Raw genomic sequence first — 25,916 nt, 5'->3', positions numbered from 1 at the left:
CGCTTCACTTCCCCTTCTCGGGCTCCAGCGGCGGACACCACGAGGACTGGGCCCGCCCGCCGACCCGGCCGCAGAAACCGGCCTGGGTGGGCCGGCCCACACCGTCGATGTGCTGCACGGACAGCAGCTTGTCCAACGGGACCTGGCGCTCCACATCGCCGCCGAAGCTGATGACGCCGCTCTCGCCGTCGAGCGCCTGGTCCCCGTGCACGCCGCTGATCGCATGCCAGACCGCGGGCGGCGTCAGCGGCATCTGCGGGGCATCCTCGCGCAGTTGCTTGACCGCGTTGATGTAGAGCTTGACGGCGTCGAAGCCGAGCGCCGCATGGCCGTCGAGCGAGGAACTCGCGACCTTCCCGCACTCCTCGGGGAACAGCTTGCTCAGCTCCGCGTACAGCTCACTGGTGCCGTCGCAGCGCGCCGAGCCCAGGGTGAAGTCCAGGAAGTCGTAAGGGATTCCGGGATAGTGCGCACGGCGGTCCGCGTCGGCGGCCAGCCGCGCCACATCGTCGCCGCCGATGAGCGTGGGCGGGGCCGAGTTGCACGACTCGTTGATCCCGCCGAGCAGCGACTCGAAGTCCTCCGAACGCCCCGCGAAGAACACCAACCCCCGGTAGGAACAGCTCCGTTGGCCGACCGCCCCAGGGCCGGGCGCGTCCGAGGAGGGCTCCGCGCCCGGCGCCGGGGGCGGCGCGAAGGAGGTCCTCTCCACCACGAACCCCTTCGAGCGGAAGCGCTTGGCGACATCGTCGCTGAGGTTCCTGCTGTACGTGTCGGTGGGATCGGCGGAGCCGATGACCCGGACCCGCCGCTCCGGCTTCGCCTTGCCCTTCCCGACGACGTGATCGGCGTAGGCCGCGGCCACATCCGCCTCCCGGGTGTTCTGCGGCGACACCTGGAAATACATCGGGGACTGCCGCACCAGCGAGTCCGCGGACAGGGTCGTGGCCACCATCGGCAGCCCCGCCGCGGTCAGCTTCCGTATCGTCCGGTTGGTCGCCTCCCGGCTCTGGTCGAGGCCGGTGACCCCGACGATGGTCGGATCCTGCCGCTTGAGCCCCTCCAGGATCTCCACCACCTGCGTGCCGAAGCGCATCCCGGATCCGGCGTTGGCCGGGAAGATCCGCAGGATCGGCTCCGCGGCGCCCGTGCTCCGCAGCTGCCGGGACTGTGCGCTCGCCGCGCCCTGCAGCGCCTCCCGCCCGTAGGCGAGCTGCCCGGTCGGCTTCCCCGAGCTGCTCAGCAGCGCGGACAGATGAACGAGTGTGACCAGCGGACGGGCCGGTGCCGCCTGGTGTGCCTGCTCGGCCCGGCGGTTCTGGTCGTAGATGGTCCCGAGGGTCTTGTTGAGCTGCGGGTCGGGGGAGTGGAAGGTGAAACCGTGCCGCGCCACCCCGATGCACTCGCCGGTCGCCGCGGTGCGCAAGGTGTCCGCGTCGTCCTCGAACCGGTTCAGCCCGCAGTGCACCTTCCGGTAGCCGCTCTCCCGGCCCCAGAGCAGCCCGCCCGTCCCCAGCAGTGCCACGGTGATGCAGCACACCGCCAGGACGGACATCGACCGGCGCGCCCAGAGCGGCGGTTCGGGAATCCGCAGCCGGGCGTCCTGGGCGACCTCCAGCCGCCGTGTCAGCTCGTACTGCTCCTCGGACGGCGGCATCAACTGCGGCACGGTGACCGGCAGATACCAGGGCGCGCGGTTGCGGGCCCGGCCCTGGTGCAGGAAGGTGTCCCGCCAGCCTCCGTAGAGCCGGTCGGTGAGCTCCCACAGCGAGCTGTGGCCCCAGTCGGCCCGGACCTGGGTGCCCTCGGCGGGCGGTTCCGCGCCGCAGGTGATGACCAGCAGCGGGTCGAAGGCGCCCGTCTCGTTGCGTACGTCGATGATGGTCCGGAGCAGCGGATAGCCGCAGTTGTCCGCGGCCACGCCGTCGAGCAGCGCCACGCAGTAGGCGGTGCGCCGGGCCGTCCCCGGCCGCCAGATGCGCCGGCGGAACGCGACGCGCAGATCCTCCAGGAAGGCGTTGACCATCAACTTGCGTAACTGCTCCGGGTCTTCGACCTGGTGGTGCGGGGCGGTCAGCCGCTCGGCGAAGCCGATGAAGGTGCCCGGGTCGCGCGGCGCGAGATAGGGCTGGTTCAGCAGCCACCGGTACTCGCGCCCGAGCCCGCGGCGGATCCGGAACCAGGCGAGCGGAAAGACATGCACCGCGAACAGCCATACCCACCACGGCACATTGCCGTCCACCGCGAGCTCGGTCTCCGGCGACCGCAGCAGCCCGAACAGCCGCCGGCGCCGGAACTCCCGCTCCCGCAGTCCCTGAAGCAGCGAGTGGTCATTGCCCTCCATCCCGCCCGTGTAGCCGGGACCGCCGCCCGCGCTCGACTGCGTCAGCCAGTTGACCAGGCCGAACCTGCGGAAACGCACCTGCCCGTCGCTGCCGTTGACGCTGCGGGCGAAGCCCTGCGCCAGCCGCTCCAGGGTGTGGCGCACCGCTTCGACGGACTCCGGGCCCGAGGTCGGGTGCGACGCCGCGGCTTCCGCACGGAGATCGTGCAGGCAGTGCGGCACCCGGCGGGGATCGGCATGGCTGAGGAAGTAGCTGATGCCCTTGGCGAGTTGGGTGTGGTCGTGCCCGCCCACCAGGCAGACCACCGGCAGGCCCTCACGCCCTTGCGCCACATCGCGGTGGCGCACCGGCTCCGGACACTCCCGGCGCCGTGGCCGGCGCACAAGGTCGGCGATCAGACGCAGCAGATGCCCGGCTCCGCGGAAGACGGGGATATTGGAATCGAGTTCGTTCGACGCCATGGTGTCCCTGAGGAGGGTCGGAGTAGGGCCGGTATTCTGACACCGCTCCGCGGGCGGTCGCTATGGTTCCGCCACACTCAGGGGCCCCGTACTGCCCAGCGGCCCCGCCTTCCCTCGCCGTTGAGGGCCGACAGGGCCGCTGACGCGCAGTCGACTGGCGGTAGTGGCCGGTCAGTTCAGCGAGTCGCCGCTGTCCATGCCGGGATCGGCGCCGGCTCCCGGGTCCTGGGCACCCGGGTCCTCGATACCGGCACCGGGGTCTTCCGTGCCCGTGCCGGGCTCTCCGGCACCGGCGTCCGCAGCACCACCGTCACCCGGCTCCTCGACACCACCGTCGCCCGGCTCCCCGGCACCCGCGTCGCCGCCGCCCGCACCGGCGTCTCCGCCGCCCGCACCCGCGTCTCCGCCCCCACCGGCCCCGATCTCGGCGCCCGTGGCCTCCAGCGCGGCGGTCACCGGCTGGAAGAAGGTCTCGCCGCCCTGTGTGCAGTCGCCGCTGCCGCCGGAGGTCAGTCCCACGGCCGAGTCGCCGGAGAACATCGCCCCTCCGCTGTCGCCGGGCTCCGCGCACACATCCGTCTGTATCAGCCCGTTGACGATGTCCCCGTTGCCGTAATTCACCGTCGCGTCGAGACCGGTGACGGTGCCGTCCGTCAGCCCCGTGGTGCTGCCCGAGCGCTGCACCTTCATGCCCACGGCGGCCTCCGCGGCCTTGGTGATCTGCTGGGTGCTGCCGTTCTGCAGGTCGACCGCGCTCTCCGGCTGCGCATTCGGGTCGTCGTACGTGACCAGGGCGAAGTCGGTCTCGGGGAACTGGGAGTCCTGCACCGTGCCCAGCGGCTGACTGCCTGCCTGATCGGCCGACCAGGTCTTCGAGTCATTGCCGCAGTGGCCCGCCGTGAGGAAGGCCGGTGCGCCCTGGACCGTGACATTGAAGCCCAGGGAGCAGCGCGCGTTGCCACCGAAGATCGCACTGCCGCCGATCGGCCCTGCGGCGGCGTCCCCGCCGCCCGCACCGCCGTCCTCGCCCGACCCGCCGGCCGCGCCGGCTCCACCGGCCCCCTGCTGCCCGCCCTCGCCTTGCCCGCCCTGACCGGCTTGACCGCCTTCACTTCCGTTGCCGACACCCCCGCCGTCGTACCGCTTGAACTCGCCCGCGGACCGCTTGACGGTCACCAAGTCGCCCATCCCGCCGGTGGCCTTGGTGAGCGTGGCCATCTTCGCGCCGGTGACCGTCTTGTCGGCGAGCACCACGATCTTGTTCGTCTTCGGGTCGATGGACCACGCGGTGCCGGGGACCGCGGCGGTATCGCTCAGTGTCCGCGCGCCGGCCTTCAGCGCGGTCATGCTGTGCCGGACGACCTTGGCGACCGCCCCCTTGCCGGTGACGCTCTCGGCGTCGTCCGCCGACAGGACGTTCATGACGAGGTGGCCGCTCTCACCGTCCAGGTACCAGCCGGCGCTCTTGTCGCCGAGATCCGCCTTCAGGGACGTCGCGAGCTGCGTCGCCGACTGGGCGGTGAAGGTCCGCAGGACCGGCTTGTCCGTACTGGCGTTGGCGTTGGGGAGCAGGATCGCCGCTGCCGCGATGGCGACCGCGGCGGCTCCGGCGATGGCGCCGGTCCGCTTGTTCACATGTCGGTGGCTCAATTCACTGACCTCCAGCTGGGACACACGGGAAGCACACGGGAACGGGCGATCTGCTGCTTCGGCGCCCGTGCGCTGTTGCCACCCAGTCCTACGTAGCCCGGCCCGCCCCGGTCTCACGGGCACTCAAGGTCTGATGAATTCCGCCGCTCCCCGCGGCGACCCTTTACACTCCCGGACTCTTCCGAATGCCCCAGACCCCAGACCGCCGGCGAGCCGGTAGCGGCCGGCGATCATCCGACCTCGCTGCGTCCCCTGCGCCACGTTCCCGGTGCCGCCGCCCCGGCGACGCCCCGAGGTGGCGTAAAGGGCAGCTGTGACCGTGATTAAGAAAACCTCGATGGACCGGACGGCCCGCATACGGAAGATTTCCTGCCGGAGATCGGGCGGCCGGGACGGGCCCCCGTGACGTCACAGCACACTCACGTACGGGAGCCGTCGCGTTGAAGGCATTGGTCAAGCAGAAGGCGGAGCCCGGACTGTGGCTCATGGATGTGCCGGAACCGGCCATCGGCGCGGGCGACGTACTGATCAAGGTGCTGCGCACCGGCATCTGCGGTACGGATCTGCACATCCGCGCATGGGACGGTTGGGCCCAGCAGTCCATCGCCACCCCGCTGACGGTCGGTCATGAATTCGTCGGCGAGGTCGTGGCGACCGGCCGCGATGTGGCCGAGATCAAGGCCGGCGACCTGGTCAGCGGCGAGGGCCACCTCGTCTGCGGGAAGTGCCGCAACTGTCTCGCCGGGCGCCGTCATCTGTGCCGCGCCACGGTCGGCCTCGGCGTCGGCAGGGACGGCGCCTTCGCCGAGTACGTGGCGCTGCCCGCCGCCAACGTGTGGGTGCACCGGGTCCCCGTCGACCTCGACATCGCCGCCGTCTTCGACCCGTTCGGCAACGCCGTGCACACCGCGCTGTCGTTCCCGCTGGTCGGCGAGGATGTGCTGATCACGGGTGCCGGGCCGATCGGGATCATGGCCGCGGCCGTCGCCCGGCACGCGGGCGCCCGCAATGTCGTGATCACGGACGTCAGCGAGCCGCGCCTGGAACTCGCCCGCAAGGTCGGCGTCAGCCTCGCCCTCAACGTCGCCGAGACCTCCATCGCGGACGGCCAGCGCGAGATGGGCCTGCGCGAGGGCTTCGACATCGGCCTGGAGATGTCGGGCCGACCGGAAGCGATGCAGGACATGATCGCCAATATGACGCACGGCGGGCGGATCGCGGTGCTCGGGCTGCCGTCTCAGGAGTTCCCCGTCGACTGGTCCCGGATCGTCACCTCCATGATCACGATCAAGGGCATCTACGGCCGGGAGATGTTCGAGACCTGGTACGCCATGTCCGTGCTGCTCGAAGCCGGTCTCGACCTGGCCCCCGTGATCACCGGCCGCTATCCGTACCAGGATTTCGAGGCCGCCTTCGACGACGCGGCGAGCGGCCGCGGCGGCAAGGTCATCCTCGACTGGACTGCCTGACTTCTGGCTCGGTTCACCTCCGGGGCGCAACAGCCCCTTCGGCTCACTCGCCCACCGCACCCCTATTGGAGCTCCCCATGTTCGACTCCGTACGCGACGAGCTGCGCGGCACCCTCGACGAGATCCGCGCCGCCGGCCTGCACAAGCCCGAGCGCGTCATCGGCACACCGCAGTCCGCGACCGTGAACGTCACCGCGGGCGGCCGCCCCGGTGAGGTCCTCAACTTCTGCGCCAACAACTACCTCGGCCTCGCCGACCACCCCGAGGTCGTGGCAGCCGCCCACGGGGCCCTGGACCGCTGGGGCTACGGCATGGCCTCCGTACGCTTCATCTGCGGTACGCAGGAGGTGCACAAGGAGCTGGAACAGCGGCTGTCCGCCTTCCTCGGCCAGGAGGACACGGTCCTCTACTCCTCCTGCTTCGACGCCAACGGCGGTGTCTTCGAGACGCTGCTCGGCCCGGACGACGCGGTGATCTCCGACGCCCTCAACCATGCCTCCATCATCGACGGCATCCGGCTCTGCAAGGCCCGCCGCTTCCGCTACGCCAACCGCGACATGGCCGACCTGGAGCGGCAGTTGAAGGAGGCGGAGGGCGCGGGCCGCACGCTCGTCGTCACCGACGGCGTCTTCTCCATGGACGGGTACCTGGCGCCGCTGAACGAGATCTGCGACCTCGCCGACCGCTACGGCGCCATGGTGATGGTCGACGACTCGCACGCGGTCGGCTTCGTCGGCCCCGGTGGCCGCGGCACCCCCGAGCTGCACGATGTGATGGACCGCGTCGACATCATCACCGGCACCCTCGGCAAGGCCCTCGGCGGCGCCTCCGGCGGCTATGTCGCGGCCCGTGCCGAGATCGTCGCCCTGCTGCGCCAGCGCTCCCGCCCGTACCTCTTCTCCAACACCCTCGCCCCGGTGATCGCGGCCGCTTCGCTGAAGGTGCTCGACCTACTGGAGTCGGCGGGTGACCTGCGTGAACGCCTCAACGACAACACCGCGCTGTTCCGCTCCCGGATGACCGAGGAGGGCTTCGACGTCCTCCCCGGCGAGCACGCCATCGCGCCCGTGATGATCGGCGACGCGGCCGAGGCGGCCCGGATGGCGGAGCTGCTGCTGGAACGCGGCGTCTACGTCATCGGCTTCTCCTACCCGGTGGTCCCGCAGGGACAGGCGCGGATCCGCGTCCAGCTGTCGGCGGCGCACTCCACCGAGGACGTCAACCGTGCGGTGGACGCGTTCGTGAGTGCGAGGGGCGCCCTGCGAGGCTGACGCCGGGCCGACCCGGGAGACCGAGGACGGCCACCCTGCGAGACTGGGAACATGATCGAAGCACGGCGGCTGCACATCCTGCGCGCGGTGGCCGACCACCGCACGGTCACCGCTGCGGCCGCCGCGCTCTATCTCACCCCCTCGGCGGTCTCGCAGCAGCTGGCCGCCCTGGAGCAGGAGACCGGCCACCGCCTGGTGGAGCGCAGCGCCCGCGGCGCACGGCTGACCGCCGCCGGAGAGATCCTGCTCACCCACGCCAATGCGGTCCTCGCGCAGCTGGAACGTGCCGAGTCGGAGCTCGCCGCATACGACTCGGGCGAGGCGGGCACGGTGACCGTCGCGGCCTTCGCGACCGGCATCGGGCTGGTCGTCGCGCCCGCGATCACCAAGCTCGCCGCGTCCTCACCCGGCATCCGGGTCCGCGTCCAGGACGCCGAGGGCGACGCCAGCCTGCTCATGGTCCTCGACCGGCAGGTGGATGTGGCGGTGGCCGTCGAGTACCGGGGCGCGCCGCGCGAGGACGACCCGCGGCTGACCCGGGTCCCGCTGTACGCCGAGCCGTTCGACGCGGTGCTCCCGGTCGGCCACCGCCTCGCGGACTCGGCGCGGGTGGCGGTGGCCGACCTCGCGAAGGACCCGTGGATCGGCCCGTACTCCGGCAACCCCTGCCACGACGTGGTCGTCCTGGCCTGCGAGTACGCCGGATTCCAGCCCCGCCTGGAGCACTCTTCCGACGACTTCCGTGCCGTCGTCCACCTCGCCTCCGCCGCCGCGGGCGTGGCCCTCGTGCCGCGCTCGGCGCTGCGCGGCATGGACCTCACGGGAGTGGTGGTCCGCCCCGTCGACGGTGTCGCGCCCACCCGCCGGGTCTTCGCGGCGGTCCGCCGCGGCGCCGAGGACCACCCGCTGCTGTGCCCGGTCCTGGCGGCCCTTGAGGCAGCGGCCGCACCTCAGGGCTGACGGCGATGGGTCAGGCCGGCGCCTGGCCGTGCGAGTGCGCCCAGCGCCGGGCGAGCTCACTGAACGCGCGCGCGGCGGCACTCCGGTAGGCGGCCGCCCGGCGCAGCAGCGTGACGGTGCGCGCGGGGAGCGCGGGGTCCAGCGGGACCGGGAGCAGACGGTCGTGCCCGCGCGTGATGGCATCGGGCAGCACCGTGGCGAGCCTGGTCCGTTGGACGATCTCGGTGAGCGCGGTGAGGGAGTTGGCCTCCACGGCGATGGGCGGCTGCACGCGGTGCTCGGCGAAGTACGCGTCGATATGGCCCCGCGTCGCGAAATCCTGGCTGAGCAGGGCGAGTTGGAGGTCGGCGAGAGCGGAGACCGGGAGCGGATCGGCCCGGCCGGCGTGCGGGTGTGCGGCGCCCACGACGAGGCTGAGCGTCTCGGTGAACAGATCCACGCCGCTGATCGCCGGGAGGCGGGCCGCGCCGAAGGCGATACCGAGGTCCAACTCGTCGGCCAGCAGGGCGGATTCGATGTGGTCCTGCGTCATCTCACGGATGTCCAGGGCGATTCCGGGATGGCTCTCATGGAACTCCGCGGCGAGCGGGCCGATGAGGTACGCGGTGAAGGTCGGGGTCATGGCCAACCGCAGGGCGCCGCGTGAAAGGTCCTGCACATCGAGTACGGCGCGCTCCGCCGCCGCCAGGTCCTGCAAGGCGTGGCGGGCGTAGTGCGCGTAGCTCTCACCGGCGTCGGTCAGCCGTACGGAGCGGCCCGAACGGTCGAGCAGCTGCGCCTTGACGGCTCGTTCCAGCTGCTTGATCTGCTGGGAGAGGGTGGGCTGTGAGACATGCAGGGCCTCGGCGGCACGGGTGAAATTGGCGTGCTCGGCCACCGCGAGCAGATACCGGAGATGACGCAGTTCCAGAGCCATGACGAGAACTATAGGTGGGACTAATGGCAATCATGGATTCTGCGACTTGGACGCTATAGGTGCAGCTCGTGCACGGTGGATGAGGTCGGCCCCACCGCCGGCACCCACCGGAAGGAGTGACCATGCACGACCTCGCCGAGGGAGTCCAGCGCTTCCAGAGAGACGTGTTCCCCGGCCAGGCGGGGCTCTTCGAGCGGCTCGCCACCACCCACCGACCGACGGCCTTGTTCATCGGCTGCTCGGATGCCCGGGTCGTCCCTGAGCTGATCACCCAGCGCGCGCCGGGCGAGCTGTTCGTCATCCGCACGGCCGGCAACCTCGTCCCTGCGTACGCACCCGGCGCGGACGGGGTGGCCGCGAGCATCGAGTACGCCGTCGGCGTCCTGGACGTCACCGACGTGATCGTCTGCGGGCACTCCGCATGCGGCGCGATGACCTCCCTGGCCCTGCGTCACGACCTGACCGGGCTGCCCGCCGTCGCCGACTGGCTGCGGCACGCGGAGGCCGCCAGGTCCCGCACCACCGCACAGGCGGACGGCGCGGAGGAAGCCGGCGAAGTGGCCGGCCTGGTGCGCGCCAACGTCCTCAGCCAGCTGGCGAATCTCGCGACCCACCCCTCCGTGGCCCGCGCGCTCGCACAGAACACGGTCACGCTGCACGGCTGGGTCTACGACATCGGCACCGGCGCGATGGAAGAACTCGACGCGGCGACCGGCCGGTTCACCGCGCTCGCCGCCTGACCAGCCCACCGCCCGACCACAGCCACCACCCGCTTCTGCAGGCCCTTCTGCTGCAAGCCCCCTTCTACAGCCCCCTTCTACAAGTCGTTCCGAAAGGACCCCTCCCATGGCACACGCACACACCGACCCCCAGGCCCGCCAGCAGCTGGCCATCGCCGCCGTCGAGGCCAAGACCCGCAAGGACCTCACCTGGCAGGAGCTGGCCGACACCGCGGGCCTGTCGGTCGCCTTCGTCACCGCTGCCCTCCTCGGCCAGCACGCGCTGCCCGCCGACGCCGCCCGGGTCGTCACCGAGCGCCTGGGCCTGGACGAGGACGCCGCTCTGCTCCTGCAGACGATCCCGCTGCGCGGCAGCATCCCCGGCGGGGTTCCCACCGACCCGACGATTTACCGGTTCCACGAAATGCTCCAGGTGTACGGCACCACCCTCAAGGCGCTGGTGCACGAGCAGTTCGGCGACGGCATCATCAGCGCGATCAACTTCAAGCTCGATGTGAAGAAGGTCGAGGACCCGGAGGGCGGCTCCCGGGCCGTGATCACCCTCGACGGCAAATACCTGCCCACCAGGCCGTTCTGATCCGGGGCCGGATCGGGATTCCGATCCGGGGCCGATCGGGGCCGGACTCCGCCGGTCACACGTTCCTGACCGGCGGAGTCCAGTGTGCCGACCAGGGGACTGCGTGGCAGGCTCGTGACGGCGGCGGTCGGACCGGCGCGGGCGATCCCGGGCGCCGAGGAGGCGATGCGCATGTCGGTCGGACCGGCCGGCCCGACCGGCGGAGCACCGGGCACGGTCCCGCAGGACCCGTACGCGCAGCTGCGCACCCGCGCGTACCTCAAGCTTCTCGTGTTCGCCGCGCTGATCGGCGTACCGGTCTGCGCCGCCGCGTTCGGCTTTCTCGCGCTGATCGGCTGGCTGGAACCGGCGATCTACAAGGATCTGCCCCGGTCGCTGGGGTTCGCCGGCACACCCGCCTGGTGGCCGCTGCCCATGCTCGCGGTGGCCGGAGCGCTGGTCGGCCTGACCGTCCGCCACCTCCCCGGCAACGGCGGCCACGAACCGGCCGAAGGGCTCGCGGTCGGCGGCGCCCCGGCCCTCGCGGCGCTCCCGGGGATCGTGCTCGCCGCCCTCGCCACCCTGAGTTTCGGCGCGGTGCTCGGCCCCGAAGCGCCGCTCATCGCGCTCGGCGGTGGCCTGGCCGTGGGCGCCGTACGCCTGCTCCAACGTGACGTCACGGCGCAGACCGTCGCCGTGGTCGGCGCCGCCGGCAGCTTCGCGGCGGTCAGCGCGCTGCTCGGCTCCCCGCTCCTGGGCGCGTTCCTGCTGATGGAGGCGTCGGGGCTGGGCGGCGCGATGCTCGGGGTCGTGCTGGTGCCCGGCCTGCTCGCGGCCGGGATCGGCGCGCTCATCTTCACCGGACTGGGCAGCTGGACCGGGCTCGGCACGTTTGCGCTCACGCTGCACCATGTCCCCCCGGCCGCGCAGCCGACCATCCCGGAATTCGGCTGGGCCCTCGTCATCGGGGTGCTCGCCGCATTCGTCGGGACGGGTGTACGGCGGCTCGCGCTGGTCCTCAAGGAGCCCGTCGCCCGTCACCGGGTCCCGGCCACGGTGGCGATGGGGCTTGTGGTGGGTGCGCTGGCGATGGTGTTCACCGAGGTCACCGGAGAGCCGGCGACCGAGGTGCTGTATTCGGGACAGTCGGCGCTGGGAACCCTGTTCAGCGGCACCGCCGGCTATTCGGTGGGAGTGCTGCTGCTGCTCGTCCTGTGCAAGGGCCTGGCGTACTCCGTGTCGCTCAGCAGCTTCCGGGGCGGCCCCATCTTCCCGGCGCTGTTCCTCGGGGCGGCGGGCGGCGTTGCCCTGTCGCACCTTCCCGGGCTGTCGGTCACCGCTGCCTTCGCCATGGGCATGGGGGCGATGTGTGTCGCCATGCTCAAGCTCCCGATGACCTCGGTCCTGATGGCCACGCTGCTGCTGGGCCACCACGGCCTCACCGTCATGCCGCTGGTGATCGTCGCCGTGGTGGTCTCCTACGTGGTGGCCTTCCGGATCGGCGGGCCCACGGGTGCGGTCGCACAACCGGCCGTCCAACCGTCTGCGCAACCGCCCGTGCAACCGGGGCCGACGCAACCGGGGCCGACGCAACCGGGGCCGAGCGGCTGAGCCGTCCGGCCGATCTCGATGCTCAAGACGCCTCGCGCACGGGTGTCGAGGCGGCGCACGTCATCCCGGCTCACTTGCCCTTCGGGCGTCTGCCGGTGCCGGTCCACGCCGCCAGCTGGCGGGCCGTCCAGGTGTTGATGATCCGGTCCTCGGGCACGCCGCATTCCTCCGCGCGGGCGCAGCCGTAGATCTGCCAGTCCAGCTGTCCCGGGGCATGGGCGTCGGTGTCGATCGAGAACAGCGTCCCGGCGTCGACCGCCTGCCGCAGCAGACGGCGCGGGGGATCGAACCGGTCCGGACGGCAGTTGATCTCCACCGCCGTGTGGTGCTCGGCGCAGGCCGCGAACACCCTTCCGGCGTCGAACCGCGACTCCGGCCGCAGTCTGCCGGTGATCTGCCGGTTGGTGCAGTGGCCGAGGACGTCGACGAGCGGATTGCCGACCGCCGCCAGCAGGCGCCGCGTCATCGGCGCCGCATCCATCCGCAGTTTGGAGTGCGCCGAGGCGACCACCACGTCGAGCCGTTCCAGTAGCTCCGGCTCCTGGTCGAGTTCGCCGTTGTCGAGGATGTCGCATTCGATCCCGGTCAGCAGGCGGAACGGCGCCAGCTGTTCGTTCACCGCCGCCACCAGCGAGAGCTGCTCGCGCAGCCGGTCCGGGCTCAGGCCGCGGGCGATGGTGAGCCTGGGGGAGTGGTCGGTCAGTACGCACCACTCATGTCCGAGGTCACGGGCCGCCCTGGCCATTGCCTCCACCGGGCTGCCCCCGTCCGACCAGTCCGAGTGCATATGGCAGTCGCCGCGCAATGCCTGGCGCAGCCGCTGTCCCTGCTCGCCGTCGACCAGCGGTCCGCCCGCTTCCTCCTCCAGCCGCGACAGATAGGCGGGTACCTGCCCCGCGAGCGCCTCTTCGATCACCCGGCTGGTCTTGGGGCCCAGCCCTTTGACCCGGGCGAGCGAGTCGCTCTCCGCGCGCTTTCGCAGCGCGTCGCCGGAAAGCCCGGAGATCACCGTGGATGCCGTACGGAACGCCTGCACGCGGTATGTCACCGCCCCCTGCCGCTCCAGCAGGAAGGCGATCCGTTCCAGCGCCTCGACCGGCTCCACGCACCGCTCCTTCCCGGCGTGCCGGGCAGTCCCCTCCCACGGTGCCCCACTCCGTCACCGGCTGCCACCGGCCGTCGGCGGGACTCGACGGGACTCTGCGGGACTCGGCGGGGCCGCGGAGAATCCCGGCTGTCCGGTGCATGGCTGTTCATCGCACGCCGTACCGGGGCGCGTGCGGGAAATCGCTCATTTCCCCCGCATCCGGCGCCGCGCTGTTATACGGTTATGTCCGTTCTCCGGGTGGGCGATACGTTTCCGCCGGTAATGGTGCGGCGATAGCGCTGCGCATATCCGGCATTACCGACCAGGAACTCCGGGCGAAACACATGTCTGCAATGGGCGTGCAACATCTGTGACTACGTGCTGGAAACACTCGTGGCTGTTCCGTGCTCGCGCGGTGCTAGCGCTCCGTAAAAAATGCCGGTCTTCAAAAAATCTGCACACCGAATGCGCAGGGGGCGCACCGCCGTCCATGCCGCCACACCGTCCTGACCTGCGCATAGCTGAGTTGGTGCGGGAATGTCCAGTTCGCGGCGGCAAGGGCGTCGGGCGGTGGAAAATGAAACCGGAGGAGATGTGAAGAAGCTGTCACTAATCCATGGACGTGCGTGCACGTCAGGTAATTCGGCGGACGAATGCCGTCCGGATCGGCCACTGTCGGATTAGCAGCGCAACGCACCTGCGTGCTTTGATCCTTCGCACCGCGGGAGTCGCCCAAGGGTTCCCGATTTCGGGTACCCGACGACCGCTGTGCGGCGGCCGGACTGCCCTGCCGGAATGCTCGGCCGCAGCCCTTTTACAGATATTCACCCGAAGGGAATCATCATGAACTCCACCCCCCAGGTTCAGACCCAGGAAATCGCCGACAGCGAGCTCGACAACGTGGCCGGTGGCCTCGTCGGCGGCCTGGTCGGCACCGCCAACGGTCTGGTTGCCTCCACCACGGGTCTCGACGTCCAGAGCACCGTCACCGGCGCCGTCGGCACCGTTGAGGGCGCGACCGGCCTCAGCACCGCCCCCGTCACGAACCTCGCCGCCGGTCTCTGAGCCGGTCGTGCCGCTGAAGCGGCACACCCATGAGCGGTGATGACGGTACGTCGGCGTCCCCTCCTTGCCGACGTGCCGGGCCGCGTGCCCCGGACCCCCGGCCTTTGCCGGACCTCCGGGGCACTCGGCCGCCACCGTCCGGACACGCACCGGTAGGCTCTGCACCCACGCCCGAGCCGAACCGGTCTGCGTTGTCCTTGATACAGACCATTGCAGTTGAGGGAAGAGTGTCGTGCAGTTCCGCCAACAGGCGCTTTCCAAGCTGCAGTCGCCCGAGGAAATAGATCTGCCGGTGCGTTTCGCCCGGCCCCAGGGCTGGCTTGTCCTGATCATCACGGTCGCCGTTGTGATCGCCGCATCCGTCTGGGCGGTGACCGGCACCGTGTCCTCCACTCTCAGCGCACCCGGAATCCTCACCCACGGCCAGGGCAGTTACGTCCTGCAGAGTCCCGTATCGGGTCAGGTCACCGCCGTACTCGCCGAAGAGGGCAAGCGGGTGCCCGCCAACACGCCGGTGCTGAAGGTCCGCACCGCGCAGGGCACCACCGTCATCGTCCGCACCATCGCCGCCGGCCGGCTGACCGCCATGGTCGCCACGATCGGCTCCGTCGTCACCACCGGCGCGGATGTGGCCGCCGTCGAGCGGGTCGCCAAGGACGGTGACCCCCTGATGGCGACGCTCTACGTGCCGGCCGACAGCGGTGCCACGGTGCCCGTGGGCGCGTCGGTCGACCTCACCGTCCAGTCCGTGCCGACCCAGCAGTACGGCGTACTGCGCGGCCATGTGCAGGCGGTCGGCCGGACCGCCCAGACCCGCCGGCAGATCACCGGCTTCCTGGGCAGCAGCCAGCTCGGCGAGCAGTTCTCGCAGAAGGGCCAGCCGGTGGCCGTCCTGGTCCGGCTCGACCGGTCAGCGGGCACCAAGTCCGGCTACAACTGGTCGTCCTCGGACGGCCCGCCGTACGCGGTCGACTCCATGACGCCGGCCACCGGTTCCGTCCGCCTGGCCGAGCAGCATCCGATCGATTGGCTGCTTCCGTGACCGCACCGAACCCCCGTACCGCGCAGAACGACTCCGCCGTACCGCAGCAGCTGCCCCCGGCGGGGGGCCGCAGGCGGCACCGCCCGGAGGCCGCGCCGAGCGGCCGCCGCCGGGCGCGCCGTGACACGCCCGCCCCGAAGGCCAAGAAGTGCAAGACCGTCCGCACCCCCACCGTCCTCCAGATGGAGGCCCTGGAATGCGGCGCCGCCTCTCTGGCCATGGTCCTCGCCCACTTCGGGCGGCATGTGCCGCTGGAGGAGCTGCGGATAGCCTGCGGCGTCTCCCGCGACGGTTCCCGGGCCAGCAATGTGCTCAAGGCCGCCCGCAGTTACGGCCTGCAGGCCAAGGGCATGCAGATGGAGCCCGCCGCGCTCGCCGAGGTGCAGGCGCCGGCCATCCTGTTCTGGGAGTTCAACCACTACGTCGTCTACGACGGCATGGGCCGCCGGTTCGGCCGTCGCGGCGTCCACATCAACGACCCCGACAAGGGCCGCCGCTTCGTGGCGATGGAGGACTTCGACACCAGCTTCACCGGCGTCGCCCTGGTCTTCGAGCCGTCCGACACCTTCCGCAAGGGCGGCCGCAAACCGGGCGTCCTGGGCGCCGTGCCCGCCAGGATGCGCGGCACCAAGGGCACCCTGCTGGCCGCCCTGCTCGCCAGCCTGCTGCTCGTCGCCGTCGGCGCCGCGGTGCCCGCGCTGAGCCGTACGTACATCGACATGTTCCTGATCGGCCACCAGACCTCGCTGCTGGGGCCGCTCTTCGCGTCGATGGCCGCGATGGTGGCGCTCACCGCCGTACTGACCGGTCTGCAACAGGCGAACCTGCTGCGCGGCCGCATCATCTCGTCCACCCTCAGCAGCGCCCGCTTCCTGCGGCATCTGCTCAGACTGCCGGTCACCTTCTTCTCCCAGCGCAGCCCCGCCGACCTCGTCCAGCGGCTGCAGTCCAACGACGCGGTGGCCGAAACCCTGGCGCGCGACCTCGCCGCGGCGGGCGTGGACGGGATCGTCGTCATCCTCTACGCCGCCCTGCTGTGGACCTACGACCCCCAACTGACCGTCATCGGGGTGGGGATCGCGCTGCTCAACGTCGTCGCGATGCGCATCGTCATCCGGCTGCGGGCCACCCACACGGCGAAGCTGCGCGCGGACAGCGCCCGGCTGACCAACACCTCCTACACCGGCCTGCAGCTCATCGAGACGATGAAGGCCACCGGCGGGGAGAACGGCTACTTCCGGCGCTGGGCCGGCCAGCACGCGACCACGCTGGAGGAACAGCAGCGGCTCGGCGTGCCCAGCGCCTGGCTGGCCGTCGTCGCGCCCACCCTCGCCACGCTCAACAGCGCGCTGATCCTCTGGATCGGCGGGCTCCGGGCGGTCGAGGGCCATATCTCGATCGGTCTGCTCGTCGCCTTCCAGGCGCTGGTCACCCGCTTCACCGCGCCCGTCACCCGGCTCAACGGAGTGGCCGGCCGAATACAGGACTTCGCGGCCGACGTGGCCCGGCTCAAGGACGTCGAGAGCTTCCCCGTCGACACCCTCTACTCGCGCCGGGAACCGGACGCCAGCACCCGCAGGCTCAAGGGCCATGTGACGCTGGAGGACATCACCTTCGGCTACAGCCCGCTGGACAAACCGCTGCTCACCGGCTTCTCGCTGTCGGTCGGCCCCGGCCGGCAGGTCGCCCTGGTCGGCGGATCCGGCAGCGGCAAGTCCACCGTCTCCCGGCTGATCTCCGGCCTCTACAGCCCCTGGGAAGGCACCATCCGCATCGACGGGCAGCGCCTGGAGGACATCTCCCGCAGTGCGCTGGCCGCCTCCGTCTCCTTCGTCGACCAGGACGTCTTCCTCTTCGAAGGCACGGTCCGCGACAACGTGGCGCTGTGGGACCCGTCGATACCGGACGACGCCGTCATCACCGCCCTCCAGGACGCCGCCCTCTACGACGATGTGATCGCCCGGCGCCCCGACGGTATCCACAGCCGCGTCGAGCAGGACGGCCGCAACTTCTCCGGCGGGCAGCGGCAGCGGCTGGAGATCGCCCGTGCACTGGTCCGGCGGCCCAGCATCCTGGTCCTCGACGAGGTGACCAGCGCCCTGGACGCACAGACCGAACAGATCATCATCGACAATCTGCGGCGGCGCGGCTGCGCCTGCGTGGTGATCGCCCACCGGCTGAGCACGGTGCGCGACAGCGACGAGATCGTGGTCCTGGACCACGGCGTGGTCGTCGAACGCGGCCGGCACGAGGACCTGGTCGCCGCCGGGGGCCCGTACGCCGAGCTGGTCAAGGAGCACTGACGTGTCATCGGTACACCCGTCCGCCGCCGTGGGACCGGGCGAGATCGACGCGGTGACCCACGCGCTGGGCGGCCTCGGCGCGCCCGTCGACTGCACCGGCCTACGCAGCGTGCCCCTGGAGGGCCCGCATGTCCTGTGGCTCGTCACCGGCGGCGCCCTGGACCTGTTCGCGGTCGACGCCGCCCAGGAGGGCCACTGGCACTTCCTCGGCCGGCTCGAAGCGGGGACGCTGCTGCTCGGCCCGGTCGCAGGCCCGCAGCACACTCTGCTCGGCAGGCCCTCGCAGAACTGCCTGCTGCGCCGTATCCCGCTGCGGGAGCTGCCGCGGCCCGAGTACGCCGAATACGGCGAGTACGGGGAGTACACCGGCTACGAGACCGGCTACGACGACACGTACGGCGGCCAGGGCGCGGCGCCGACTCCTCTGGAGCACGCCTTCGCGCTCGGCACCGCCCGCAGCCTGGGCGTCCTGTTCGAGGCTCCGCTGGACGGCCGGCCCACCGACGAGGCCGTGGCCGACGACGACATCCTCTGGATGCCGGTGCCGCCCGGCAGCGTGCAGTACGGCGCCTCGTACAGCGCGGAGGCGGCCGGCGACCTGCTGGTCGACAGCGCGCTCTGGCAGCGGATGGTCAATCAGCAGTACCGGCTGCTGTCCGCGGTGGACCGCTGGATCGAGCAGCTGGAGCGGGCACACGAGGACCGGACGGCGGCCGGCATCAAGGCGGGCGAAGCCGTCCGCGAGCGGGCGGACCAGGCCCTGATAGCGTCCATCGGCCGGCAGGACCGGGGCGGGCGGTCGGCCACGTCTTCGTCGGTGGCACAGGCCACCGACGACACCGCCTTCGCCGTCTGCCGCCGGGTCGCCGAGGCCGCCGGGATCACGCTCACCGAGCCCCCCAAGGGCGGCGCGGTCAACGACCGCATCAGCCCGGTCGAACGGATCGCGGTCGCCTCGCGCATCCGTACCCGCGCGGTCCGGCTCGGCGGACGCTGGTGGCGGACCAACACCGGTCCCCTGGTGGGCCACCGGTCCAAGTCCGGCGCCCCGGTCGCGCTGCTGTGGCGCCGCGGCCGCTACGAGGCGGTGAACCCGGCCTCCGGGCTGCGGATACGGATCGGCAAGGACAACGCCGACGAATTCGAGGCGCGCGCGGTGATGTTCTACCGCCCGCTGCCGGAACGGCCCATGACCTTGTGGCGGCTGATGCGCTTCAGCCTGCGGGGCAGCCGGATGGACCTCCGCAATCTGACCCTCAGCGGGCTGGTGACCGTCGGCCTCGGCGCTCTGGTCCCGATCGCCACCGGCCAGGTGCTAGGCGTGTTCGTGCCGACCGCGGAGAAAGGCCTCATCGTCCAGGTCGCCCTGGCGGTCATGATCACCAGCATTGTCACCGCCGCCTTCATGCTGCTGCAGAACCTGACCGTCCTGCGGATGGAAGGCCGTATCGAGAGCGTGCTGCAACCGGCCATCTGGGACCGGCTGTTGCGGCTGCCGACGAAGTTCTTCACCGAACGGTCGACCGGAGAGCTGGCCAGCGCGGCGATGGGCATCAGCGCCATCCGGCGGGTGCTGTCCGGCGTCGGCCCGGTGGTCGTGCAAGCGAGCACGGTCGGCGCGATGAACCTCGTACTGCTGCTGTGCTACAGCGTGCCGCTGGCGCTGGCGGCGATCGGCATGCTGATCGTCATCGGGACGGTGTTCCTCGGGATGGGCCTGTGGCAGCTGCGGTGGCAGCGGCGGCTGGTCAAGCTCGGCAACAAGCTCAACAACCAGGCGTTCCAGACCCTGCGCGGACTGCCCAAGCTGCGCGTCGCCGCGGCGGAGAGCTTCGCGTACGCGGCCTGGGCCCGGGAGTTCGCCCGCTCCCGCGAAATGCAGCAGCGGGCCGGCCGGATCAAGAATCTCACCACCGTCCTCGACGCGGTGTATCTGCCGCTCTGCTCGCTGACCATGTTCATGCTGCTGGCCGGCCCGGCCCGCGGCAGTATGTCGGCCGGGTCGTTCCTGACCTTCAACACCGCCGTGACCATGCTGCTCACCTCGGTCACCCAGATCTCCGGGGCGCTGGTCTCGGCCGCCGCGGCGCTCCCCATGTTCGAGCAGATCAAGCCGGTCCTGGACGAGGCGCCGGAGGTCCGCGGTGCCAGCGCGCAGCCCGGTGCGCTGGCCGGCGGTATCGAAGCCCGGAAACTGTCCTTCCGTTACACCGACGACGGCCCCCTGGTCCTGGACGATGTATCGCTCCAGGTGCGGCCCGGCGAGTTCGTGGCGATCGTCGGCCCCAGCGGCTGCGGCAAGTCGACCCTGCTCCGGCTGCTCATCGGCTTCGACAAACCGGCCTCGGGCAGTGTGCTCTACGACGGCCAGGACCTGTCCGCCCTTGACCAGGCCGCGGTGCGCCGCCAGTGCGGGGTCGTCCTGCAGAACGCCCAACCGCTCACCGGCTCGATCCTGGACTGCATCTGCGGCGCCGAGGCCTTCACCCAGGAAGAGGCCTGGGAGGCCGCCGCGATGGCGGGCCTGGCCGAGGACATCAAGCGGATGCCGATGGGCATGCACACCATGATCGCCGGTGGTGGTGGGATCTCCGGCGGACAGCGGCAGCGGCTGATGATCGCCCAGGCGCTGGTCCGCCGCCCGCGCATCCTGTTCTTCGACGAGGCCACCAGCGCCCTCGACAACGAGACCCAGCGCATCGTGATCGAGAGCACCCGCAAACTGAGCGCCAGCCGGGTGGTGATCGCCCACCGGCTGACCACGGTCATGGACGCCGACCGCGTGGTCGTCATGGCGGACGGCCGGGTCGTCGAACAGGGCCCGCCGGCCGAGCTGCTCGCCCGATCGGGCGGCCATCTCCACGAGCTGGTGCGACGGCAGCTGACCTGATCCCTGGACCCGCCTCCGCATGGCGGGCGCGGCATCCGGGTTCGGTCGGCGGGAACCACATGCCGTGCCCGGCCGACTACCTGTGCCGGGCCGCGAGTGTGGCCCGTCGACAGGTGAGTTGTAAGGGGAGAAGGTCCATGCGCCCTTGGAAGATCTGTGGTGTCGCGGTGCTCGTCGCGTTGGCCGCCACCGCATGCGGTAACGGTGGCGGCGGCACGGGCGCGGAGGGAGACGCCCCGGGGCAGGGCGGCGCCGGGTTCCCGGTGAAGGTCGCCGACTGCCGGGGCGCCGAAACCACGTTCTCGGCCCCGCCGCGCAAGATCGTCACCAGCAATGCCGCGGCCCTGGAGATGCTGCTGCGGCTGGGCGCGGGCGACCGGGTCATCGGGACCGGATTCCCGCCCGGGAAGGGCACCTTGCCGGGGGCTCTGGGGGCGCGGGCCCAGAAGGTGCCGGTGCTGGGCAAGATGGTGATCCCCAAGGAGAAGCTGCTGGGTTCGGGGGCCGACCTCTACATCGACACCTTCGCGTCGATGGGGAACATGGGCGGGGCGGGTGACGCGCCGACCGAGGAGGAGTTCACGGCGGCCGGCATCAAGCACATCTACCTGGCATCCACCGCCTGCGCGCCGATGGCCGAGGAACCACAGAAGGACCTGTCCGGTGTGGAGGGCGACATCACCCGGCTGGGCGCGGTGACCGGGACGTCGAAGCGGGCGCGGGAACTCGTGGCGGGAATGCGGACGAAGGTCGCCGCGGTGCGCGAAGTCGTGGGTGAGGTGCCGCGGGAGAAGCGGCCCGGTTACTTCTTCTTCGACTTCGACGCGGGCACCAAGCAGCCGATCGCCGTGTGCCGCAAGCAGGTCGCGAACGCGGTGATCAGCCAGGCCGGGGCGCGCAATGTCTTCGACGGCTGCGACGGCGACTTCAAGCCCGTCTCGTGGGAGGACGTGGTCGACAAGGACCCGGACTGGATCCAGCTCGGGGTGCGCGACCGGGGGGACGCGGCGGCGAACACCAAGGCGTACGACGAGGCCGCCGCGTTTCTGAAGAACTTCGCCGGCACGAAGGGGCTCAAAGCCGTGCGGGAGGGGAAGTTCCTGCGGATCGGATCGGAGCGTACGACGATCGCCGGTGTCGGCAACGCGGACGCGGTCGAGGAGATCGCGCACACGCTGTACCCCGCCGAGTTCAAGGCGGCCCGGTAGTGGTGGCGGTCGCCCCGGATGTACGGGGGCAGGAGGCGGCCGCCGAGAGCGAGCGGTCCGGGCGTACGGTGCGCGCCGGGCTGCTGGCTCTCGGGTTGGGTGTCGCGCTGGTGGTGGCGCTGACCGTCGCCGTATCGCTGGGGTCCACGGACATCGCGCCCGGCGAGGTGTGGTCCGTGGTGTTCCGCCGCCTGGGCGGCGCGGCGCCCAGACCGGGCACCGACGACCTCATCGTGTGGCAACTCCGCCTCCCCAGGGCCCTCTTGGCGGCGCTCGTCGGCGCGGGCCTCGGCCTGGTGGGCACGGCCACCCAGGCACTGGTACGCAATCCGCTCGCGGACCCGTATCTGCTGGGCATCTCCAACGGCGCCTCGCTCGGTGCGGTCGCCGCGATCGTGCTGGGGGCGAGCGCCGGCGGCGTGCTCGGCCTGGGACTCTCCGCGGCGGCCTTCGCGGGGGCGCTCGCCGCGTTCGCGCTGGTGTGGTTCATGGCGCGGCGGGGCGGAGGATTCTCGCCACTGCGCCTGGTGCTGGCCGGGGTGGGGATCGGCCAGTTCCTGTCCGGGTTCACCAGCTATCTGGTGCTCCAGGCCGGGGACGAGCAGCAGACCCGCAGCGTGCTGTTCTGGCTGATGGGGAGCCTGAGCGGGGCGACCTGGAGCGTGCTGTGGCTGCCCGCCCTAGCGGTCGCGGCCGGGCTGCTCGCGCTCCAGGCGCGCGCCCGCGCGATGAACGCCCTGATCATGGGCGACGAGACGGCGGCCGGGGTCGGCGTGGACGTCACCCGGCTGCGCCGCGAGCTGTTCGTGGCGACCAGCCTGCTGACCGGCGTCCTGGTCGCCGTCTCCGGGGCGATCGCCTTCGTCGGCCTGATGGTGCCGCACCTGTGCCGGCTGATCGTCGGCGGCGACCACCGCCGGCTGCTGCCGCTGTCCGCGCTCACCGGTGCGCTGTTGCTGGTCGTGGTGGACGTGGTGTGCCGTACGGCCATGGCCGCCCAGGAGCTGCCGGTGGGCGTGGTCACGGCGATGATCGGGGCGCCGGCGCTGCTGTTCGTCCTGGACCGGCGGATGGAGGCGGGCCGGTGAAGACCGGGAACGAGGAACTGAGGGCCGGGCACGAGGCGCAGAAGGCTTGCAACGGGGAGCGGAGGGCCGGGAACGAGGCGCCGAAGTTCCCCGGCAGCGCACGTGTCGACATCGAGGATCTGCATGTCGCCTACGCGGGCCGGAACGTTGTCGCGGGCGTGCACCTGGTGGCGGCGGAGGGCGAGATCGCGGGCCTGGTCGGCCCCAACGGCAGCGGCAAGTCCACGGTACTGCGGACCGTGTACCGGCATCTGCGGCCCGCAGCCGGGCGGGTGCTGCTGGCCGGCACCGACATCCGGGAGCTGACACCGGGTCAGGCCGCACGGCATGTCGCCGCACTGCCGCAGGAGCGCGGCAGCGACTTCGAGCTGACCGTGCGGGAGGTCGTGACGATGGGCCGAACGCCCTACAAGCGGGCCTTCGCCGGTGATGACCGTCGCGACCGGGAAGCCGTGGCCCGCTCGCTGTCCGCCGTCGGCATGGCGGGACAGGAGGCGCGCCGGTTCTCCGCGCTCTCCGGCGGTGAACGCCAACGGGCGCTGCTGGCCAGGGCGTTCGCACAGGACCCCGACGTGCTGGTGCTGGACGAGCCCACCAACCACCTCGACGTACGGCACCAGGTGGAGCTGCTCGGCCTGCTGCGCGCCCAGCGCCGTACGACGCTGATATCCCTGCACGATCTGAACGCCGCGGCGTCCCTGTGCGACCGGCTGCATGTGCTGCACGAAGGGCGGCTGGTGGCGTCGGGTACGCCGCGCGAGGTGCTGACGCCGGAGCTGCTCGCCGAGGTGTTCGGGGTACGGGCCGCCGTGACCGGACATCCGCTCACCGGCGACCCGTTGATCGCTTTCGACCACCGGCACCCGCTGTCTGCCGGTGCCGGGTGACGGCCTCCCTCAGCCGTCACACCCTCCCCTCGCGATGAAGTGGCTCGGCCGCCCCTGGCGCAGCACCAGGCGGCCGAGCCGCTCGGCATCCGCACGGTGCATCAACTCCCGGCGGCCGTCGGCATGTTGAAGCAGACACGAATGCCAGGGCGTCATCCACACATCCGGCGCGTCGAGCAGCCGTATCCCGAACTTCGCCGAGCCGCGCGGCTGCGGGTGAATGGAGAGCCGGAACGCCTCCGGCCAGTGCTCGGCGATCAGATCGCCCCAGGCGCGGCTGCGCTGGATCACGCCGTACGCACGGCGGCGGCAGTCGCGCTGAAGTGCCGAACGCGTCCCGCTGAACGAGACGGTGTCCTCCAGGAGAAACCGGGTGATGCCCTGGTAGAGCCGCCGGGTCGGTGTGTCGCTGCGGGTGAGGGACCGCAGGTCCTCCAGGGCCGGGGCGTACCGTTCGTGGACCAGGGACCGTTTGGCGTCGTGCGACATGTCGTCCCCGTACACATCCCGCAGGTCGAAGACCTCCAGATGGCTCAGGCCCTCGTCCCGGATCAGCCTGCGCAGCGCATCGCCGTAGGCATCGATGTCACGGTCGGGCACGTGGATGAGGTCGCTGAAGACATGCCCGTCCGAGCAGATGACCATCCGCGCCCCGGGCGGATGGACGGCCGCGACACGGGCGCACAGTTCGTCCAGGAAGCGCAGCGCCAGCCGTTCGCCTTCGTCGGGGAGGGGGCCCAGCGCCTTGGCGGGGTTGGGTGACTTGCAGGGGAAGCCCGGCAGGGCGAAGACGATCGGTTCGCCCGCCGCCACCGGCCCGGCGAGCTGCCGCAGCTGGGCGGGGAACGCGTCGGGCGTGTCCGCGTGGCCGGTGTCCAGGGTGCGCCGGTAGGGCAGGAGTGCGTCGAGGATCGCCGCGCAGACGTCCTCGTGGGATGGGGAGGATCTGACCGGACGGCACTGGGTCGGGGTGGTCATACGACGGGGCACCCGCCCGACCGGCCGGAGCGCGGTGACATCGCGGCGCCGGGGCCGTACGTCACCGGCAGCCGATCGACGCCGCGGGCAAGTACCGCCGGAATCCAGGCGAGTTCGGACTCGGGGACGTCCAGCCGGAGATCGGGCAACCGCCGGAGCAGGGTGCCCACGGCTATCTGGAGCTCGGCGCGGGCGAGCGCGGCGCCGGGGCAGAAGTGGCTGCCGTGGCCGAAGGCGAGGTGCGGGTTGGGCGTGCGGTCGAAGTCGAGGGTGTCGGCGTCGGCGAACTGCCGGGGGTCGCGGTTGGCCGCGCACAGGGAGACGATCACGGAGTCGCCCGCCGGGATCCGGGTCCCGTGCAGATCGGCGTCCTCGGCGAAGAAGCGCCAGGTCGTCAGCTCGAAGGCGCTGTCATGGCGCAGCAGTTCCTCGATGGCCCGGGGAAGCAGCTCCGGACGGTCGGCCAGCGCCGCGAGGTGCGCGGGGTGGCGCAGCAGGGTGATCAGAGCGGTGGTGATCTGGTTGGTGACCGGCTCCTGCCCGGCGACCAGCAGCTGGAAGATCATGGAGTCGAGCTCTTCCTGGCTGAGCCGTCCGTCGTCCCGGGCGTCCACCAGGCGGGAGAGCAGATTCTCGCCGCGCTCGCCGCGCTTATGGGCGACGAGGTCGGCAATGTACTGCTGAAGCCCGCGCAGCCGCGCCTCGTACGCGGCACGGCCGGGGTCCTGGGGGCCGACGGGCTGCACGACCTTGCCCCAGTCGCGGTCGAAGCGGTCCTCGAACTCCCGAGGCAGGCCGATGACTTCGGCCAGCACCTGGAAGGGGAAGCGGGCGGCGAAGGCGTCGACGAGGTCGGCCCGCCCGGTGGCGGGCAGCGCGTCGAGCAGCGCGTCGGCCATGACTTGGAAGTGGGGCCGGAGCGCTTCGACGCGTTGTGGCGCGAAGGCGTCGGTGATCAGCCGGCGCATCGAGGTGTGCTTGGGCGGGTCCTGGTGGAGAAGGTGCACCTGGAGCTGGGAGTGCTGCGGCTCCGGCATGATCGAGGCGCGGGCCCGCCAGGCAGCGTTGCCACGCGAGTGGTGCTTGCCCAGGCGGGCGTCGGTCAGCGCCTGATGCGCGGCTTCGTAGCCGGTGACGAGCCAGGCGCACACCCCGCTGGGGAAACGGACCCGGTGGACCGGACCGCGCTCGCGCAGCTCGGCGTACAGGGGATAGGGATCGCGTTTGTAGTCCGCCCCGTACAGCTCTATGGGCACCGGCTCGATGCGCTCGGGCAGGCTCCTGCTCCCGGTCTCGTTCCCGGTCTCGTTCCCGGTCTCGTTCCCGGTCTCGCTCCCGGCCTTGGTCTCGGACGACGCGACCATCGCGGTCTCCTTCATCTGCTTCAAC

19 protein-coding genes are annotated in these 25,916 nt (G+C 71.2%); 13 read left to right on the top strand and 6 right to left on the bottom strand.

The window, feature by feature from the left end:
• Positions 1–4: 4 nt before the first annotated feature.
• Together AB0I10_RS15930 and AB0I10_RS15925 are read right to left on the bottom strand one after the other, a co-directional pair.
• Positions 5–2,806 (bottom strand): hypothetical protein, encoded by a 2,802-nt coding sequence (locus AB0I10_RS15930; RefSeq protein ID WP_363153043.1) that lies wholly within the window; start codon positions 2,804–2,806, stop codon positions 5–7.
• A gap of 171 nt (positions 2,807–2,977) precedes the next feature.
• Complete coding sequence (locus tag AB0I10_RS15925; protein ID WP_363153042.1) at positions 2,978–4,441, bottom strand: S1 family peptidase; 1,464 nt, start codon at positions 4,439–4,441, stop codon at positions 2,978–2,980.
• 455 nt (positions 4,442–4,896) lie between these two features.
• Between AB0I10_RS15925 and tdh the strand changes: the two genes are divergently transcribed.
• From tdh to AB0I10_RS15910, 3 genes are all read left to right on the top strand, one after another.
• Positions 4,897–5,925, top strand: coding sequence for an L-threonine 3-dehydrogenase (gene tdh, locus AB0I10_RS15920; protein WP_363153041.1), 1,029 nt, complete (start codon positions 4,897–4,899; stop codon positions 5,923–5,925).
• Positions 5,926–6,002: 77 nt separating this feature from the next.
• Positions 6,003–7,196, top strand: a complete 1,194-nt coding sequence (locus tag AB0I10_RS15915; RefSeq protein ID WP_363153040.1) for a glycine C-acetyltransferase — start codon at positions 6,003–6,005, stop codon at positions 7,194–7,196.
• Between the two features lie 51 nt (positions 7,197–7,247).
• Positions 7,248–8,156 carry a LysR family transcriptional regulator gene (locus tag AB0I10_RS15910; RefSeq protein ID WP_363153039.1) on the top strand — a complete coding sequence of 303 codons (909 nt, stop codon included), beginning with the start codon at positions 7,248–7,250 and terminating at the stop codon, positions 8,154–8,156.
• A gap of 10 nt (positions 8,157–8,166) precedes the next feature.
• Here the strand turns inward: AB0I10_RS15910 and cynR are convergent, their stop codons facing one another.
• Complete coding sequence (gene cynR / locus AB0I10_RS15905) at positions 8,167–9,072, bottom strand: transcriptional regulator CynR (protein ID WP_363153038.1); 906 nt, start codon at positions 9,070–9,072, stop codon at positions 8,167–8,169.
• Between the two features lie 122 nt (positions 9,073–9,194).
• Here cynR and AB0I10_RS15900 point away from each other — a divergent pair, with 122 nt between their 5' ends.
• The 3 genes from AB0I10_RS15900 (at position 9,195) to AB0I10_RS15890 (ending at position 11,979) form a co-directional block, all read left to right on the top strand.
• Positions 9,195–9,812, top strand: a complete 618-nt coding sequence (locus tag AB0I10_RS15900; protein ID WP_363153037.1) for a carbonic anhydrase — start codon at positions 9,195–9,197, stop codon at positions 9,810–9,812.
• Between the two features lie 106 nt (positions 9,813–9,918).
• On the top strand, positions 9,919–10,389 hold the full coding sequence (cynS, locus tag AB0I10_RS15895; protein WP_363153036.1) for a cyanase: 471 nt from the start codon (positions 9,919–9,921) through the stop codon (positions 10,387–10,389).
• A 171-nt stretch (positions 10,390–10,560) separates the two neighbouring features.
• Positions 10,561–11,979 carry a chloride channel protein gene (locus AB0I10_RS15890; RefSeq protein ID WP_363153083.1) on the top strand — a complete coding sequence of 473 codons (1,419 nt, stop codon included), beginning with the start codon at positions 10,561–10,563 and terminating at the stop codon, positions 11,977–11,979.
• Positions 11,980–12,049: 70 nt separating this feature from the next.
• Here AB0I10_RS15890 and AB0I10_RS15885 read toward each other — a convergent pair whose 3' ends face one another.
• Positions 12,050–13,084 (bottom strand): PHP domain-containing protein, encoded by a 1,035-nt coding sequence (locus AB0I10_RS15885; RefSeq protein WP_363153035.1) that lies wholly within the window; start codon positions 13,082–13,084, stop codon positions 12,050–12,052.
• 825 nt (positions 13,085–13,909) lie between these two features.
• On the opposite strand from AB0I10_RS15885, the gene AB0I10_RS15880 reads away from it, so the two are divergent.
• The 7 genes from AB0I10_RS15880 (at position 13,910) to AB0I10_RS15850 (ending at position 23,549) form a co-directional block, all read left to right on the top strand.
• Complete coding sequence (locus AB0I10_RS15880; RefSeq protein ID WP_363153034.1) at positions 13,910–14,131, top strand: type A2 lantipeptide; 222 nt, start codon at positions 13,910–13,912, stop codon at positions 14,129–14,131.
• A 232-nt stretch (positions 14,132–14,363) separates the two neighbouring features.
• Positions 14,364–15,173, top strand: coding sequence for an HlyD family efflux transporter periplasmic adaptor subunit (locus tag AB0I10_RS15875; protein ID WP_363153033.1), 810 nt, complete (start codon positions 14,364–14,366; stop codon positions 15,171–15,173).
• Positions 15,170–17,476 (top strand): NHLP family bacteriocin export ABC transporter peptidase/permease/ATPase subunit, encoded by a 2,307-nt coding sequence (locus AB0I10_RS15870; RefSeq protein ID WP_363153032.1) that lies wholly within the window; start codon positions 15,170–15,172, stop codon positions 17,474–17,476. The genes AB0I10_RS15875 and AB0I10_RS15870 overlap by 4 nt, the downstream gene beginning before the upstream one ends.
• Before the next feature lies 1 nt (position 17,477).
• On the top strand, positions 17,478–20,366 hold the full coding sequence (locus AB0I10_RS15865; RefSeq protein WP_363153031.1) for an NHLP bacteriocin export ABC transporter permease/ATPase subunit: 2,889 nt from the start codon (positions 17,478–17,480) through the stop codon (positions 20,364–20,366).
• Between the two features lie 137 nt (positions 20,367–20,503).
• Positions 20,504–21,574: an ABC transporter substrate-binding protein gene (locus AB0I10_RS15860; protein WP_363153030.1), complete on the top strand. Its 1,071-nt coding sequence runs from the start codon at positions 20,504–20,506 to the stop codon at positions 21,572–21,574.
• 68 nt (positions 21,575–21,642) lie between these two features.
• The gene (locus AB0I10_RS15855) at positions 21,643–22,662 is read left to right on the top strand and encodes an iron ABC transporter permease (RefSeq protein ID WP_363153082.1); all 1,020 of its coding nucleotides are present in this window, start codon (positions 21,643–21,645) and stop codon (positions 22,660–22,662) included.
• Between the two features lie 110 nt (positions 22,663–22,772).
• The gene (locus AB0I10_RS15850; RefSeq protein ID WP_363153081.1) at positions 22,773–23,549 is read left to right on the top strand and encodes an ABC transporter ATP-binding protein; all 777 of its coding nucleotides are present in this window, start codon (positions 22,773–22,775) and stop codon (positions 23,547–23,549) included.
• Positions 23,550–23,558: 9 nt separating this feature from the next.
• Here the strand turns inward: AB0I10_RS15850 and AB0I10_RS15845 are convergent, their stop codons facing one another.
• Together AB0I10_RS15845 and AB0I10_RS15840 are read right to left on the bottom strand one after the other, a co-directional pair.
• Positions 23,559–24,527 carry an isocyanide synthase family protein gene (locus AB0I10_RS15845; protein ID WP_363153029.1) on the bottom strand — a complete coding sequence of 323 codons (969 nt, stop codon included), beginning with the start codon at positions 24,525–24,527 and terminating at the stop codon, positions 23,559–23,561.
• The gene (locus AB0I10_RS15840; RefSeq protein WP_363153028.1) at positions 24,524–25,906 is read right to left on the bottom strand and encodes a cytochrome P450; all 1,383 of its coding nucleotides are present in this window, start codon (positions 25,904–25,906) and stop codon (positions 24,524–24,526) included. Before AB0I10_RS15840 ends, AB0I10_RS15845 begins: the two co-directional genes overlap by 4 nt.
• Positions 25,907–25,916 lie beyond the last annotated feature (10 nt).

Source organism: Streptomyces sp. NPDC050636, from assembly GCF_040654775.1.
Classification (GTDB): Bacteria; Actinomycetota; Actinomycetes; order Streptomycetales; family Streptomycetaceae; genus Streptomyces.
Note: the sequence above shows the minus strand (reverse complement) of the source record. Positions and strands in the feature narration are given on the sequence as shown.